Source organism: Ottowia sp. (genome assembly GCF_047601385.1).
Lineage (GTDB): Bacteria > Pseudomonadota > Gammaproteobacteria > Burkholderiales > Burkholderiaceae_C > Ottowia.
The window spans coordinates 3981142-3997478 of sequence record NZ_JASGJP010000001.1; the positions used below are offsets into that span (position 1 = coordinate 3981142).

The window sequence follows — 16337 nt, forward strand, 5'->3', positions numbered from 1 at the left end:
ATGCCCCGAATCCTGAAAAAGAAATCTGAGCCCTTGTCATCTGTCCGGTAGGCTCAAGAACTTCTCATTGAATTCATCGGAACAAACTTCAAACAACAGTTCTCTCATCGCGCTAGCCTTCGCTGCACCGAATGCACCCTCAAATCGCTTCTGAGCGATTGCCCATAGGGCCTTGGATTCCGCGAGCTTGCGCTGGCCCGAGGCAGTTAAGCTCACTCGCGTGCTGCGCTTGTCGATCTTGTCTTTGAAGAGTGTCACAAAACCATCACGCTCAAGCGGCTTCAGGTTGTGCGAGAGGGCCGAGCGATCCAGCACCAAGTCGCGGGCGAGATCCGTCATCGTGGGCGTGCCGGCGCGCTTGATATGTACAAGCACCGAATGCTGCGACAAGCGTAACCCGCTCGGTGCAAGTATGTCGTCATAGAGTGCTGACAATCTGCGCGTTGCCTTGCGCAATGCCGCTCCGTTGCAAACGGGCACTGGCGCTTCCAATGCCTTGGAAGTTGCAGTTTTGTCCATCGTCCGGCATCCCAAACAGTCATTTAACACTCGGCAGTGTATCGCTGAACTGACATCTTGACAGATACGTGCATATGCACGTAAAATTACGTGCATACTCAAGCAATTGAGCGGAGGATGCATAGAAATGCAGCGTCAAGACCATAGCTTCGAGCATCGAACTCCCCAGCACCGCGCGTGCGCAGCCATGGCGGTGGAGCCATCCAATCAACGGCTTCGAGCGATGCTCGATGGCCCGATTGTTCCGACCGTGTTCGGTCTGGCGTGGCCCAATATCTTGATGATGCTTGCTCAGTCGAGCACAGGAATCGTCGAGACGGGGTTCATCGCAAGGCTGGGAACCGAGTCGCTGGCAGGCATGGCGTTGGTCGTTCCGCTACTCATGCTTATGCAGAACATGTCCCAGGGGGCGATGGGAGGCGGCATTTCCTCAACCATCGCACGCGCGCTGGGCGAGGGAAAACGCGCCGAGGCCGATGACTATGTTCTGCATGCACTGGTGTTGAACATCGCTCTTGGCGCGTTCTTTTCAATCGTGATGCTGATCGCTGCGCCATGGCTCTATCCCCTGTTGGGAGGCCATGGCCAATCGTTGGCTGTTGCGTTGACCTATTCCAACATCGTGTTTGGCGGCATCGTGCTCATGTGGATCATGAACGCATTCGCGAGTGCAATCCGTGGAACGGGAAATATGCTCGTGCCGGGCCTCGTGATATGCGGCGGAGCCGCACTGCTGATCCCCCTGTCGGCGGCCCTGATCTTTGGCTATGGTTCGATTCCCCGCCTTGGCATGGTGGGTGCAGGCATTGCGATGCTGGCCTACTACGGGGCCGGATCGCTGATTCTCGGCTGGTATTGCGCGAGCGGACGCAACCCCGCAAGGCTTCGGTTTTGCAAGCTTCGCTATTCCCTGTTCTATCGAATCTTCTCGGTGGGTGGACTTGCAACGATCAATTCCTTGCAAACGAACGTCATGATCGCGCTATCCATCGCCGTGGTCGGGTCGTATGCAGGAACTGCCGCGGTAGCAGGCTATGCAGTCGGTTCGCGGCTTGAGTACCTCATCGCACCGCTGGCTTTTGGCATTGGAGCACCGCTGGTAGCGATGGTGAGTTCGAACATCGGGGCACAGCAGCCCCAACGCGCGCTGCGGATCGCCATGGCAGGCGGCGCGCTGGCCTTCGTTCTTGCTGAAACGATTGGCCTCGTTGTCGCGATCTGGCCGCAAGTCTGGCTGGGGCTATTCAGTGATGATCCTGACGTGCTGAGCGTCGGCGCAGCGTACTTGCGCCTCGTTGGGCCGTTCTACGGATTCTTCGGAATGGGCTGGGCTCTGTATTTCGCTTCGCAGGGCGCGAGGCGTTTGAAGTGGCCTCTACTTGCCGGGCTTCTCAGGCTCGTGCTTAGCGTGGGCGGAGGTTGGCTTGCCTTGCGGCTCACGGGTTCATTGGACGGCTTCTTCGCAATCGCGGCATTCGCCATGGTGCTGTACGGCGCAATCATTTTGACAGCCATTTGGTCCGGAACCTGGTTCCGAACTGCGCCAAAAACTGCTCCTGCGATGGTTGTGACTGGCACATGCCCGGCAGCCGCCATTTCAGCAGACAGATGAGTCTGCATTCACGAATGAAAGGCAAGTTTAAAAATCAGAAGTATCGCGCCAAATGCCCGATGGCAGTTGGTAAAACATCAACCCTTTTGGAGCTGGCGAAGACTGCAGCTAGCGTGGAAACATCATGAAAATACTTATTCTCGGTGCCGGTGCTATCGGTGGCTACTATGGTGCACGTTTGATTGAAGCCGGTGTGGACGTGACATTTCTCGTAAGAGAGAAACGTGCCGAAGCTCTGCGTACTCAAGGGCTAGTGGTAAAGAGCGAACTGGGCGATTTCAATGCGACCGTCAATACGATATCGAGCCATGATTTGAGGCCGAACTACGATTTGGTTCTTCTGGCTTGCAAGACCTACGATATCGATACCGCAATTGCGAGTCTTGGAGCAGGCATCGGGCCTCATACCCTGATCCTGCCACTCCTCAATGGCCTCTCCGCGTATGACCGTCTCGATGCACAGTTTGGCAGACGCCACGTGCTGGGTGGCGTCGCATATGTCGCAACGATGCTGGAGCACAGCGGCACCATCGTGCACTATGGCAAGAATGACCGTTTGCTCATTGGTACGCGCGATGACTCCCAAGTTGGGATTGCCGATCGGCTGGTGACTGCTATTTCAAAGACGCCTGGTGTGCGTGAACGATCCGCCGATATCGAGCAAGCGCTCTGGAACAAGTGGGTGATGATTTCGGCCGCTTCGCTTATGACGTGTTTGATGCGTGGAACCGTACGCGACATTCTCGCAACGGACGATGGCTACGCGTTGATGGAGCGGGCCATGGGCGAATGCCTGTTGGTCGCACAGCACAGCGGCCATTCTTTGCCTGAAGCGGCTGTTGAAGCCGTTAAGCAGCGCTTGCTAGACCGATCTGCGGTATGGGCTGCATCAATGATGCGTGATATTGGTCAGGGGCAGGCACGCCTTGAATACTACGACATTGTCGGCGATATGTTGCGAAGAGGTGAGCAATTTGGCATCGACATGACCATGACGCGAACTGCGAATTGCCATTTGCAGGTTTATGGGCTGCAGCACCGCTGAGGTGGGTGGCGCTGATAACTACACGCACGTGGCGGACTGACTGGAGCAACCCCGCACACAAGAACTTCCAAGGTATCTTGGAGCAGTCGGGCGGATCACGAATTAATCATTCGCTCGTAGTACAGGATCTTATGATGCACAAAGAAAAAATTGTCTCTCTCCTCACGTTGTCATTTATATGCATTTCTTCTGCAGTATTTGCTAAGGATCAAAAGGCACCCATGGAGCCCTCACCTGAGCTGGCTGCCTCAATTCAGACGTTCGTTTCTCATCCCACCCACTGCTATGTATTCCTCGGTGGTGATGGCTACGTCGCAGAGAGCGTTCCACTAAATTATTCCGAAGCACTGTTTCAGGTACTGAAATCGTCCAATGTGGCCTGGGCAGAGGCCCTCCAGAGAGTGAGGCAGATTTGCCAAGCGCGCGAGGGGATTGGACAACCGCACTAAGGCGACATTGAAGAGCCCTCAACTATCCGGTCCGCTGCATCGTCAGTAACCTTGCTTTGAAAATCTTTGACGATAGACTTCGGGAGTGAGGCCCGTGTGACGGCGCAGACTGCGTTGTAGGCTATCCACAGAGCCAAACCCGGCCCGTTCTGCAACGCGCTCTAAAGGCCAGGATGTCTGCTCTAGGTGATTCTTAGCTTGGTCCAGTCGAAGCGCCTCCACGAAGCGGGCCGGCGTCTTTCCGGTTTCCGTGCGGAACTGGCGTGCAAAGTGGCGTTCGCTTAGGGCCATGCGTTCTGCCAGTGCGGCTACGCTCAAATCGCTTCTTGGGTGCTCCACCATCCACATGATTAGGTTGCGGAAGCCGTGGCTCGCCGCCATCTGGGCTTGCAATCCTGCTGAGAATTGGGACTGCCCACCGGGGCGGCGCAAGTAGACCACCAAGTCACGTGCCACCGACAAAGCTATCGGTTGCCCGAGGTCTTCCTCAACCAGAGCAAGAGACAGATCAATGGCGGCTGAAATCCCCGCCGAGCAATAGAAGGGCGGGTCCGCCACATAGATGGCATCGGGCTCTACCTTCACGTTGGGATATGTACTCGCCAATTGCGCGCAGGCATTCCAATGCGTGGTGGCCCGGCGTCCGTCCAAGAGGCCGGCTGCCGCCAATGCAAATGCGCCTGTACACACACTGCCCATGCGCCTGACGGTCTGCGCTTTGCGCCTGAGCCACGGTAGCAGACCAGCCGCCGCCCCGCCTGGCTCAAACACGCTGGCATTGCCACCGGAGACCAGGACGGTATCTATCGGTCCCCTGATATCGGCGACGGCCGTGGAGTCGGCCCACCGCAGTCCCGAACTGCTGATGATCGTTCCGCCGTCGGGTGACGCCAGAACAAGGCGGTACGCTGGATGCGCATGGTTCGCTGTGACCAATCGAGATGCCTTGGAAAACACCTCCCACGGGCCAGACACATCGAGCGAAAGAAAACCATCAAAGGCAACCAACACAATGGTGCGGGTTTGCATGGATGCATTCAGCTTGTGGAGAGGCATGGCAGGATTTGCGGTTATATCGTCTGTAAAGACATGATACGCCTGGGTATGCTCATACGTACAAATGAACTAGCTGGAGGCATCCATGGCGATCTGTACATTGCGCGCGGCGCGCAATAATCCTCACCACAAAGCGGGAGTCTTCAAGTGAGGATCGGGCACCTGGGATTGGCGCTGCTGGTCGTTGTGCTCTGGACCTTGAGCTTCTTGGCCGTGAAGCTGGGATTGCGCGACATGCCACCACTGGCCTTGTCTACCGCACGATTGCTTTTGACCTCGCTGCCCTGGGTGCTGGTACTACCTCGCCCGCCTGTGCCGCTGCACAAGGTCGCTCTGTACGGCATTCTGATGTTCGCCCTACAACTCGGTCTTCTGGCCGTGGCGATCCATTTGGGCGTCCCCGCAGGACTGGCAGCGGTGTTGCTGCAAATGCACGTGTTTGTCACGGCAACGCTCGCCGCGGTCTTCCTGAACGAGCGGCCAAGCCAGTGGCAGATATTGGGGGCACTGGTTTCGTTCTCTGGGCTCGGCTTGGTGGCCATGCACGCGGGCTCGGCCAGCAGTTCCCTCGGCAGCGGATTCAGCGTCGTGGGGTTGCTGCTGATGCTGCTGGCGGCCTCGGCATGGGGCACGGCCAACATCGTCAGTAAACGCCTTGGCCCGGTGAACCTGTTGTCCCTGATCGCCTGGGGCAGCCTCTTTGCCTGGCCTCCGCTGCTGCTGGCTTCGCTCACATTCGAAGGACCGGAACTGATATTGCATAGCTTCCGGAACCTGTCGGGTATCGGCGTGGGCGCAGTGCTCTACATGGCGTACTTCGGCACCTTCCTGGGATATGCCCTCTGGAGCAAGCTGCTGCATCTGTACCCTGCGACGCAGGTGGCGCCATTCACATTGCTGGTGCCCGTGCTGACCATCTTGTCGTCAGCCGTGGTGCTCAACGAACCCTTGCTGCCTTGGAAGCTGGCCGCTGCCGGACTGGTTCTGACCGGGGTGCTACTAGCGACCTTCGGTGCACGAATGGTTCGACACCTCCAGCGTGCCCCGAGTTAGGGTGCTTCAAATAGCCAAGGAAACGACCAGATGGATGAACCACTATCTATAACCACCGAACAAATATCGTCGTTGGCCGTCTGGCTGGCCGACGAGCAAGCCGCTCATGCACGTAAGGCCGATGGACCCGGCTCTGGCATCGCACGACCGGAGCAGGTTAGGGGCAGGTCCGGGCTTGAAATCCTGCAAGCCATGCTGAATGGGGAAATCCCATATGCGGCTATGGGGGACACACTGGGCTACACCCTGATCTCCGTTGGCCCCGGCACCGCTGTTTTTCAAGGCACGCCCAGCCCCGGCTTACTCAACTCCATTGGCACCGTGCATGGCGGCTGGTACGCCACCCTGCTGGATTCGGCACTGGGCTGTGCCGTCTATACCCTTCTGCCGGCAGGCCGCGCATACACCACCGCCGAGTTGAGCGTCAATCTGGTGCGCAGCGTCTCGCTCAAAACCTCGCGCGTTCGGGCAGAGGGCAAAGTTATCCATTGCGGCCGCCAGCTCGCCACTGCCGAAGCACGTCTGCTCGGCCCCGACGGTACGTTGTATGCCCATGCGACAACCACTTGTCTGGTATTCGACTCTCCAAGACTTGCAACATGATGAGAGGTTGCTGGACTGAACCAATTCTTAGCCACCATTCGCCGTTCTAGATTGAGCATGACATATAGCAATGCCCTCAGCGAAGCTAGGCTTGACAGATTGATTAGTGTCAGCTTCTCCTCATCCCCGGTATTGATTAGGAGATTTTTGACCTGCCTTTGAAAGGAGGTATGCAATGGAGTTTCGACACTTACGCTGTTTCCTGGCCGTAGCTGAAGAACTGCACTTCGCTCGTGCCGCCGAGCGGCTGCATATGGAGCAATCGCCCCTGTCCCGGGCCATCAAGGAACTGGAAGAAAGCCTGGGAGCGCAGTTATTCATCCGCACCAGCCGAAGCACAAGGTTGACCCTCGCGGGCCGGCTGCTGCTGGAGAATGCGCCCCGCGTTTTCGCGGCTTTGGAGCAAGCACGAGAAAGCGTAAAGGCCGCTGCCAACGGCTTTCATGGTCAGTTGCGCATTGCCTTGTCCGATGGCATTACGCCCTCTCGCCTGCCGGCATTGTTGGCGCGCTGCCGCGAGGAAGACCCGGAGATCGAAGTACGCCTGTTCGAAGTGCCGATGGCCCAGCAAATCCAGGGCCTGCACGATGACCTCTATGACGCGGGTTTCTCGATGGCTGACGAAGTGGGCGACGGCATCCTTGTCGAGCCGGCATGGGAGGATGAGCTGATGGTGGCGGTACCCGCACGCCATCCCATGCTGGCCCACAAGCGTATTCCTCTGGAAGAAGTGCTGCGCCATCCCCTGGTGTTGGGCGACCCTGCAGTTTGCGAAGGCCATGCCCGTCAGATCGACCGCATCCTGCGCAAACAGGAAAGAGAGCCCTTGATCGCGCAGCATGTCGCCACTTTCGACGTGATGATGACGCTGGTGTCGGCTGGCTTGGCGCTGGGGCTCGCAGGAGCAGCGCACATCGCATCCAGCCGAGAACCGGGCGTGGTGGGCCGACCACTTGCAGGCCAACCGCCCATGCTGACGACCTATTTGCTGCACAGAGATGCGGAGCCATCGCAGGCACTGGCCCGTTTCATTGAGCGGCTGGAATCCCTGGGGGCGGTCAACGCTTAGCTCCCGTTTGTACCTCTGGCCCCCACTTTTGGAGGAAATACACCATGAGCCCATTCAAGATCATGGCGTCATCATCGCTGGCGATGCTCCTCGCTGCCTGCGGCCAGTCGTCGAACTCGACCGACACGGTGGAGTCTCTTGCCGCCAATCCTGATCGCCTCAAGGAGCTGCGTCAGCAATGCAAACTAGATCGTGCCAAGTTGGGTGACGCGCTGTGCAATCGGGTTGCCGAAGCCACACGCCGACGCTTCATGGGCGATGGCAATGTGCCCTACACGCCATCGAAGAAGCCCCCAAAGTTCTGATTGTCTGCTGCCTGCAACGTAGTTCGATTTTCTTGCTCGATACGCCGCAATGCGCCTGCGCTTGCGGCGTTTTTGTTGTGCTCTCCCCTGTTTGAAACGATGCTGTTTTAGGCATATCCATCCCGATAACGGTCTTTGACCGGCATTGACCCTCACCCCGATCCTGACGCCTACGGCACGTTGTTGTGCCACTTCCAGCAAGGAATCAGCGCAGCAGAAATCGGAGGAGAAGTCATGCAAGGGACGAACGTGCTGTTCGGTCAGATCGCCGTCGTATTCGGCATCGTGATCGCTGGAGTGTGGGGTGCCACGCAATGGACAGCAGCAGCCCTTGGCTACCAACTACGCCTTGGCTCGCCCTGGTTCGATTTCTTCGGCACGCCGGTCTATCACCCGTGGCGGCTGTTCGAGTGGTGGTTCTTCTTCGATGCCTATGCGCCCCTCATCTTTGACACCGGCGGGGCCATCGCTGGCGGCAGCGGCTTGCTGGCGGTGGTGGTCGCCATCGGCATGTCGATCTGGCGCTCGCGCCAATCGCGCCTGGTCACGACCTACGGCTCGGCCCGCTGGGCGGACGCGCAGGACATTCGCAAGGCGGGCCTCACGCAGCCGGCCGGCGTGTTCCTCGGCCAGCACGACCGCCAGTACCTGCGCCATGAAGGGCCAGAACACGTCCTGACATTCGCGCCCACGCGCTCGGGCAAGGGCGTCGGCCTGGTGGTGCCCACCTTGTTGAGCTGGCCGGACTCGGCGGTCATCCACGACATCAAGGGCGAGAACTGGCAGATCACCGCAGGCTGGCGCTCGCGCTTCTCGCATTGCCTGCTGTTCAACCCCACCGATGCGAAGTCGGCGGCCTACAACCCGCTGCTGGAAGTGCGGCGCGGCGCGCATGAAGTGCGCGACGTGCAGAACATCGCGGACATTCTGGTCGATCCCGAAGGCGCGCTGGAGAAGCGCAACCATTGGGAGAAGACCTCGCACGCGCTGCTGGTCGGAGCCATCCTGCATGTCCTCTACGCGGGCGAAGACAAGACGCTGCGCGGCGTCGCCAACTTCCTCAGCGACCCGGCTAGCCCGTTCGAGCTGACCTTGCACCGGATGATGACCACGCCTCACTTGGGCGAGGGGCCGCATCCGGTCGTCGCTTCGGCGGCGCGCGAAGTGCTCAACAAGTCGGACAACGAGCGTTCCGGCGTGTTGAGCACCTCCATGTCGTTCTTGGGCCTGTACCGCGATCCCACGGTGGCCGAAGTTACGTCGCGCTGCGACTGGCGCATCGCCGACCTCATTTCCGCCGCACACCCCGTATCGCTGTACCTGGTGGTGCCGCCTTCGGACATATCGCGCACCAAGCCGCTGATCCGCCTGATCCTCAACCAGATCGGGCGGCGCTTGACCGAATCGCTGGATGGCAGCGACGGCATTGAGCGCCGCCACAAGCTGCTGCTGATGCTCGATGAGTTTCCGGCCCTGGGCCGGCTCGATTTCTTCGAGACGGCCTTGGCTTTCATGGCGGGCTACGGCATCCGCAGCTTCCTCATCGCGCAGTCGCTCAACCAGATCGACAAAGCCTACGGCCAGAACCATTCGATTCTGGACAACTGCCACGTCAGGGTGACGTTCGCCACCAACGACGAACGCACCGCCAAACGGATCTCCGAGACGCTGGGCACAGCCACCGAGCTGCGCGCGCAGCGCAACTACGCGGGCCATCGCCTCGCGCCGTGGCTGGGCCACCTCATGGTGTCGCGCCAGGAGACGGCCCGCCCGCTGCTGACGCCGGGCGAAGTCATGCAGCTTCCGCCCGACGAGGCCGTGGTGATGGTGTCCAGCGTGGCCCCGATCAAGGCCACGAAGCTGCGCTACTACGCCGACGTCAATTTCAAGCGGCGCGTGTTGCCGCCGCCTGCGCTGGCAGACGGCCAGTACGCCGACGCGCTACCACTGCGCCCCGACGACTGGAGCGGGCTGGCAATCCCACCAACGCCCACCGCACCGGCCACGGCATCCGCCGATGGCCTTGGTTCCCCCGATGACGGTGGGCCACGCCGTCAGCCCGAACTCTCCGAAACCGTCGCCTACGACCGCGAGATGGCCGCGCCTGCGGCCGACCTCGGCCTGCTCGATGACGACGACGACTTGCCGCTTCCCCTTCCTCGCCAGCTTGATCCGGCCATGCAGCGCACGGCACGGCTGGCTTCCCTCGACCCCAACGACGGAATCGAGCTATGAGCCACTACCGCCTGAACCTCTTTGTCCAGCCCGAACACGCCCAGCGGCTCGATGAACTGGCCGCCAAGAAAGGTGTGTCGAAGTCGTCCATCGTCGCGGCGGCGCTCGCATCGTGGCTGTCGCCCGATGCCGCCGACCAGCGCGAGGCCGCCATCGCCAAACGCCTTGATCGGCTGTCACGCCAGGCCGAGCGCATGGAGCGCGACCAGAACATCGCCATCGAAACGCTGGCGCTGTTCATCCGCTACTACCTCACGGTCAGCACATCAGTCCCCGAGGCGCACCAAGAAGCTGCCCGCGCACAGGGCAAAGCGCGCTTCGAGCAGTTCACCGAACAGCTCGGCCGCCACCTGATGCGCGGGCGCAGCCTGGTGCGCGACCTGGTGGAGGAACTGCACCCCGACCCGATGCGGATGGAGGACGCCGCCGCAGCGGCTCAGGCGCGGGAGCGCGCGTCATGAGCGCCGCTCCCCAATCCATGAGCGCCACGTCGCTCGACCGGCGCATCCAGATGCTGCGAACGGCAATGGGGCCGCTGATCGCCACCGCGCTCGAAGACCCCGACGTGGTGGAAATCATGCTCAACCCTGATCGCACCCTTTGGGTGGATCGGCTTTCGAGTGGGCGCGCGCCTATGGGCGTGGAGATGCCCGAGGCCGATGGCGAGAGAATCATCCGCCTGGTCGCGGCCCACGTCGGCGCGGAGGTGCATCGCGGCCAGCCGCTGCTGTCCGCCGAGCTGCCCGAAACCGGCGAACGCTTCGAGGGCATCTTGCCGCCCGCCGCGCCGGGGCCGGCCTTCGCGCTGCGCAAGCGCGCCATCGGCGTGATCCCGCTGGAGCGGTACGTCGTGGACGGAATGATGACCGCCGCCCAGGCGGGCTTTCTGGTGCGCGCCGTGCGCGAGCGCCAGAACGTCCTGATTGCCGGGGCCACCAGCAGCGGCAAGACCACGCTCGCCAATGCCTTGCTCGCCGAAATAGCCGCCACCGGCGACCGCGTGCTCGTACTTGAAGACACGGTGGAGCTGCAATGCGCCGCCCGCGACCAGGTACCGCTGCGCACGCGATCCGGCGTGGTGTCCATGACCGAGCTGGTGCGCTCGTCCATGCGCCTGCGCCCTGATCGCGTCGTCGTCGGCGAGGTGCGCGGGGCCGAGGCGCTGGATCTCATCAAGGTGTGGGGCACCGGGCATCCCGGCGGCATCGCCACGATCCATGCGGGTTCCGCGCTGGGCGCGCTGCTGCGCATGGAGCAACTGATTCTCGAAGTGGCGGTGAACCCGCCGCGTGCGCTGATCGCCGAGGCGGTCAACGTGGTGATCCACATCGCCGGACGCGGGCGCAAGCGCCGCATCGAGAGCATCGCCCGCGTCGTCGGCTTCGACGGCGTGGGCTACCGATTGGCGGATGCGCTGGAGACACCGTTTCCCGAGCTGCCGCTATTTCCCGAGGCTGCACCCGATGCGGCGACTTCCCCGTCCCCTGACCAACTTGGAGAACTGCCATGACGCAGATGATCGTTCCTGCTTTCCGTGTTTCTGCAAATCCGGCTTTACGCCTCGCACGGCTGCACAGTCTGGCCCGCCCTGCGGCGCAAGGGCTGATGCTGGCCGCGCTGCTGCTGTTCCTGGCTGGAACCGCGCAGGCCGCCGGTTCCTCGATGCCCTGGGAAGGCCCGCTGCAATCCATCCTCGAATCCATCCAGGGGCCGGTGGCGCGCATCGTGGCCGTCATCATCATCATCGCCACGGGCCTCGCGCTGGCGTTCGGCGATACGTCGGGCGGTTTCCGCAAGCTGATCCAGATCGTGTTCGGCCTGAGCATCGCCTTCGCTGCGTCCTCGTTCTTCCTGTCGTTCTTCAGCTTCTCCGGCGGAGCTGTCGTATGAGCGGCCCGGATAGCTTCGCGGCAGGGTTCGAGGTGCCTTTGCATCGCTCGCTCACCGAGACGATCTTGTTGGGCGGCGCACCGCGCACCGTGGCGATTGCCAACGGCACGCTGGCCGCCGCCGTCGGGCTGGGCCTGCAACTGTGGATTCCTGGCGTGGTGCTCTGGATGGCCGGCCATTCGCTGGCGGTATGGGGTGCGCGCGTCGATCCGCAGTTCATGCAGGTCTTTGCGCGGCACATCAAGCACCGCCCGCTGCTGGACGTGTGAGGGGATGCCGCCATGCTGAACCTCGCCGAATACCGCCAGCGGCCCGCGCTGCTGGCCGACTGGCTGCCCTGGGCCGGGCTGGTCGCGCCGGGCGTGGTGCTGAACAAGGACGGTTCGTTCCAGCGCACGGCGCGTTTTCGCGGGCCTGATCTGGACAGCGCCACGCAAGGCGAGCTGATTTCCACCAGCGCACGGCTGAATAACTCGCTGCGCCGGCTGGGTTCCGGCTGGGCGCTGTTCATCGAGGCCGAGCGCCGCCCAGCCGCCGATTACCCGCACTCCGAGTTTCCCGAGCCGCTGTCTTGGCTGGTGGATGAAGAACGCCGCTCGGCCTTCGAGGACACCGGCCATCACTTCGAGAGCGGCTATCACCTGACGCTGGTGTACCTGCCACCCGAGGAATCGCGCGCCCGCGCCGCCAAGATGCTCTACGAGAACACGCCGACGAATGGCGTGGACTGGCGCGAGCGGCTGCAAGCCTTCGTTGCGGAAACGGATCGGGTCTTCGACCTGCTCGATGGCGTCATGCCGGAAATCGCCTGGCTGGACGACAGCCAGATGCTGACCTACCTGCACGCGACCATCTCGACGCGACGCTATCGCGTCGGCGTGCCCGAGGTGCCGTTCCACATCGACGCGCTGCTGACCGACTCGCCGCTGGTCGGCGGTCTGGCGCCCATGCTGGGCGACCGGCACCTGCGCGTCGTCTCGGTGCGGGGCTTTCCGACCTCGACCTGGCCGGGGATTTTGGACGACCTCAACCGCCTGGGATTTGGGTATCGCTGGAGTACGCGCTTTCTGTGCCTCGACAAATCCGAGGCGGAACGGGAATTGGGGCGTCTGCGCCGCCAGTGGTTCGCCAAGCGCAAGAACGTCATCGCGCTGCTGCGCGAAACGATCTTTCAGCAGGAAAGCCCGCTGGTCGATACCGATGCGAACAACAAGGCCGCCGACGCCGATGCCGCCTTGCAGGAACTGGGCAGCGATCAAGTCGCCTTCGGCTACCTGACGGCGACCGTCACCGTTATGGATGAAGATGCCGGCGCAGCGGACGAGAAGCTGCGCATGGTGGAGCGCGTGATCCAGGGGCGCGGGTTCGTCACCATCCCCGAAACGCTCAATGCCGTGGATGCGTGGCTTTCCTCGCTTCCGGGCAACGCCTACGCCAACGTGCGCCAGCCCATCGTCTCGACGCTGAACCTGGCGCACATGATGCCGGTGTCGGCAGTGTGGGCCGGGCCGGAGAAGAACGACCACCTGGTCGGCCCGCCGCTGATCGTCACGCGCACCGATGGCGCGACGCCGTTCCGCCTGGTCACGCACATCGGCGACGTGGGCCACACGCTGGTCGCCGGCCCGACCGGCATGGGCAAGTCGGTCTTGCTCGCCACGCTGGCGATGCAGTTCCGCCGCTACCCCGGCTCGCGCATCTTCGCGTTCGACATGGGGCGCTCGATGCGCGCCACGATCCTCGGGCTGGGGGGCGAGCACTACGACCTGGGCACGGATGGAGAAATCGCCTTCCAGCCCTTGGCCCGCATCGACCGCGAGGGCTACCGCACCTGGGCCGCCGAATGGATCGAAGGCCGCTTGCTGCACGAAGGCGTGGCGGTCGGCCCCGACGAGAAGGCGGCCATCTGGTCGGCACTCGGCAGCCTCGCCGGTGCGCCGGTGGAGCAGCGCACGATGACCGGGCTGTCCGTGCTGTTGCAGAGCAATGCGCTGCGCCAGGCGCTCGCGCCTTATGTGCTCGGCGGCGCGCACGGCAAGCTGCTGGACGCCGACCACGACCGGCTGGGCATGGCCGACGTGCAGTGCTTCGAGATGGAGGAGCTGATGCACAGCAAGGCCGCCGTCATGGCCGTGCTGCATTACCTCTTCGCGCGCTTCGATGAACGCTTCGACGGTGCGCCCACGCTGCTGATCCTCGACGAGGCGTGGCTGTTCTTGGATGACCCGGTGTTCGCGGCACGCATCCGCCAGTGGCTCAAGACGCTGCGCAAACGAAACGTCAGCGTCATCTTCGCCACGCAGTCGCTCGCGGACATCAAGGATTCGAGCATCGCGCCCGCGATCATCGAGAGCTGCGCGAGCCGCATCTTCCTGCCCAACCCGCAGGCGACCGAGCCGCAGATTCGCACGATCTACGAGGGCTTCGGCCTGAACGCGCGGCAGATCGAGATCGTCGCCACGGCAGTTCCGAAGCGCGACTACTACTACCAGTCGCGCCTGGGCAACCGGCTGTTTGACCTCGACCTGGGGCCGGCGACGCTGGCCTTCGCGGGCGCTTCCACGCCGCAAGACCAGCGCGACATGGACCGCGTGCTGCTGGACGCAGGTACGCCCGGTTTCGCGGGCGCCTGGCTGCGCCATCGCGGCCTCGATTGGGCGGCCGACCTCCTGCCCTCGTTCCCCGGCCTCGCGCCGGGTTCCCTCGCTGACCAACCCCTGGAGAACCTGCCATGAAGAAGCGCCTTGTCGCCGCTGCCATCGCGGCCATGCTTTGCACCGCCACTGCCCATGCGCAATGGGTTGTGATCGACCCCACCAACCTCGTGCAGAACACGATGACCGCGATCCGCACGCTGGAGCAGATCAACAACCAGATCCAACAGCTCCAGAACGAAGCGCAAATGCTGATGAACCAGGCGCGCAACCTCGCCAGCCTTCCATCCAGCGTGGTCGGCCAGTTGCGCGCCAACCTGGCGACGACCGAGCGGCTGATCGCCCAGGCCCGAGGCTTGGCCTACGACGTGACCCATCTGGATCGGGAGTTCGCGCGCCTGTACCCGGAGCAGTACGCCGCCACCGTCAGCGGCGACCAGATGTACCGCGACGCCCAGGAGCGGTGGAAGAACACGCTCAACGGCTTGCAGACCACCATGCAGATGCAGGCGCAGGTGTCGCAGAACCTGGGCGAAGACGAAAGCGTGCTGGCCGATCTGGTCGGCAAGAGCCAGTCGGCGCAAGGCGCGTTGCAGGCGATGCAGGCCATGAACCAGTTGCTCGCCTTGCAGGCCAAGCAGTCGATCCAGTCGCAGCGGCTCCAGATCACGCAAGACCGGGCCGCCTCGCTGGAACTGGCGCGGCAGGCGGCGGCCACCGAGCGCGCCCGCGAAGTGCGGCGGCGCTTCCTCGGGGAAGGCACGCCGTACACGCCGCAATCCATCAACTTCTACCGCGACTGACGGGAGGCCGACATGCGATGCGTCCTCGTCCTTGGTGCCGTGCTGCTGGCCGCCTGCGGCGAGCAGCCGGCCGACAACCTCGTCGATGCCCTGGCCGCCGATCCCGTGCGGCTCAAGGCATTGCGCGCGCAATGCGCGGCCCATCCGCAACAGGTCATGCAGGCCACGGGCGAGGACTCTTGCCGCGCCGCCGCCGAAGCCTTCCGGCGGCGCTTCTTCTCCGGCGAGGCCGGGCCCGATGAATACCAGACGCTGGCCGACCTGCCGCCGATCCCGCCCAGCTTCGAGGAACCGGAGGGCACGCCATGAATGACGTGACCATCATCGACCAGTTCCTCAACACCTTCGCCACCTACATCGACTCGGGTTTCGGACTGCTGCGCGGCGAAGTGGCGTTCCTCACGGCCACGCTGATCGTCATCGACATGACGATCGCCGGGCTGTATTGGGCCATGAGCCACGCCACCGGCCAAGGCGAGGACGTGATCGCCAAGCTGCTGCGCAAGGTGCTCTACGTCGGTGCCTTTGCCTACATCCTCAACAACTTCAACTGGCTGGCCAGCATCGTGTTCCGCTCGTTCGCGGGGCTGGGCATCACCGCCACCGGCTCGGCCATCACGATGGAGAACTTCTTGCAGCCGGGCCGGCTTGCCAAGACCGGAATCGACGCCGGGGCGCCGATTCTGGAGCAGATCGGCGAGATGGCGGGCTTTCCCGAGGTGTTCGCCAATCTCGATCCCATCGTGGTGATGTTCCTCGCGTGGCTCACCGTCATCCTGTGCTTCTTCGTGCTGGCGATCCAGCTTTTCATCACGCTGATCGAGTTCAAGCTGACCACGCTCGCCGGGTTCGTGCTGGTGCCGTTCGCGCTCTGGAACAAGACCTCGTTCCTGGCCGAAAAAGTCTTGGGAAACGTGGTGGCCTCCGGCATCAAGGTGCTGGTGCTGGCCGTGATTGTCGGCATCGGCTCGGGCCTGTTCTCGCAATTCCAAGTCCATCCCGCCGAGCCGAACATCGACCATGCGCTGGTCATCATGCTGGCCT

The 16337-nt window shown here is 62.4% G+C and carries 17 protein-coding genes; 15 read left to right on the forward strand and 2 right to left on the reverse strand.

What is annotated here, in order from left to right; genetic code table 11:
- Positions 1-36: 36 nt before the first annotated feature.
- Positions 37-519, reverse strand: a complete 483-nt coding sequence (locus QM772_RS19210) for a MarR family winged helix-turn-helix transcriptional regulator (RefSeq protein ID WP_415139373.1) — start codon at positions 517-519, stop codon at positions 37-39.
- A 223-nt stretch (positions 520-742) separates the two neighbouring features.
- On the opposite strand from QM772_RS19210, the gene QM772_RS19215 reads away from it, so the two are divergent.
- Together QM772_RS19215 and QM772_RS19220 are read left to right on the forward strand one after the other, a co-directional pair.
- Positions 743-2131, forward strand: coding sequence for an MATE family efflux transporter (locus tag QM772_RS19215; protein ID WP_415139657.1), 1389 nt, complete (start codon positions 743-745; stop codon positions 2129-2131).
- A gap of 124 nt (positions 2132-2255) precedes the next feature.
- A complete protein-coding gene (locus QM772_RS19220) occupies positions 2256-3176 on the forward strand; it encodes a 2-dehydropantoate 2-reductase (protein ID WP_415139376.1) in 921 nt (306 codons plus the stop codon).
- Positions 3177-3667: 491 nt separating this feature from the next.
- On the opposite strand, the gene QM772_RS19225 is transcribed toward QM772_RS19220, so the two are convergent.
- Entirely contained in the window at positions 3668-4654 is a 987-nt protein-coding gene (locus QM772_RS19225; protein WP_415139378.1) for a GlxA family transcriptional regulator, read from the reverse strand.
- Positions 4655-4828: 174 nt separating this feature from the next.
- Between QM772_RS19225 and QM772_RS19230 the strand changes: the two genes are divergently transcribed.
- From QM772_RS19230 to trbL, 13 genes are all read left to right on the forward strand, one after another.
- Complete coding sequence (locus tag QM772_RS19230; RefSeq protein WP_415139380.1) at positions 4829-5734, forward strand: EamA family transporter; 906 nt, start codon at positions 4829-4831, stop codon at positions 5732-5734.
- Positions 5735-5764: 30 nt separating this feature from the next.
- Complete coding sequence (locus tag QM772_RS19235) at positions 5765-6337, forward strand: PaaI family thioesterase (RefSeq protein WP_415139382.1); 573 nt, start codon at positions 5765-5767, stop codon at positions 6335-6337.
- 175 nt (positions 6338-6512) lie between these two features.
- Positions 6513-7406, forward strand: coding sequence for a LysR substrate-binding domain-containing protein (locus tag QM772_RS19240; protein WP_415139384.1), 894 nt, complete (start codon positions 6513-6515; stop codon positions 7404-7406).
- A 44-nt stretch (positions 7407-7450) separates the two neighbouring features.
- Positions 7451-7711, forward strand: a complete 261-nt coding sequence (locus tag QM772_RS19245; RefSeq protein ID WP_415139386.1) for an EexN family lipoprotein — start codon at positions 7451-7453, stop codon at positions 7709-7711.
- Positions 7712-7945: 234 nt separating this feature from the next.
- Positions 7946-9946, forward strand: coding sequence for a conjugal transfer protein TraG (locus tag QM772_RS19250; protein WP_415139659.1), 2001 nt, complete (start codon positions 7946-7948; stop codon positions 9944-9946).
- Positions 9943-10407: a CopG family transcriptional regulator gene (locus QM772_RS19255; RefSeq protein WP_415139388.1), complete on the forward strand. Its 465-nt coding sequence runs from the start codon at positions 9943-9945 to the stop codon at positions 10405-10407. Before QM772_RS19250 ends, QM772_RS19255 begins: the two co-directional genes overlap by 4 nt.
- The gene (gene trbB / locus QM772_RS19260) at positions 10404-11456 is read left to right on the forward strand and encodes a P-type conjugative transfer ATPase TrbB (protein ID WP_415139390.1); all 1053 of its coding nucleotides are present in this window, start codon (positions 10404-10406) and stop codon (positions 11454-11456) included. The genes QM772_RS19255 and trbB overlap by 4 nt, the downstream gene beginning before the upstream one ends.
- Complete coding sequence (locus QM772_RS19265; RefSeq protein WP_415139392.1) at positions 11453-11836, forward strand: TrbC/VirB2 family protein; 384 nt, start codon at positions 11453-11455, stop codon at positions 11834-11836. The genes trbB and QM772_RS19265 overlap by 4 nt, the downstream gene beginning before the upstream one ends.
- On the forward strand, positions 11833-12105 hold the full coding sequence (locus QM772_RS19270) for a VirB3 family type IV secretion system protein (protein ID WP_415139394.1): 273 nt from the start codon (positions 11833-11835) through the stop codon (positions 12103-12105). The genes QM772_RS19265 and QM772_RS19270 overlap by 4 nt, the downstream gene beginning before the upstream one ends.
- 12 nt (positions 12106-12117) lie before the next feature.
- Complete coding sequence (gene trbE / locus QM772_RS19275; protein ID WP_415139396.1) at positions 12118-14571, forward strand: conjugal transfer protein TrbE; 2454 nt, start codon at positions 12118-12120, stop codon at positions 14569-14571.
- Positions 14568-15293 (forward strand): P-type conjugative transfer protein TrbJ, encoded by a 726-nt coding sequence (trbJ, locus tag QM772_RS19280; RefSeq protein ID WP_415139398.1) that lies wholly within the window; start codon positions 14568-14570, stop codon positions 15291-15293. Before trbE ends, trbJ begins: the two co-directional genes overlap by 4 nt.
- Positions 15294-15305: 12 nt before the next feature.
- Complete coding sequence (locus tag QM772_RS19285) at positions 15306-15602, forward strand: hypothetical protein (protein ID WP_415139400.1); 297 nt, start codon at positions 15306-15308, stop codon at positions 15600-15602.
- Positions 15599-16337: P-type conjugative transfer protein TrbL (trbL, locus tag QM772_RS19290; RefSeq protein ID WP_415139402.1), on the forward strand; the 739-nt coding region annotated here is incomplete at its 3' end. The genes QM772_RS19285 and trbL, both read left to right, overlap by 4 nt.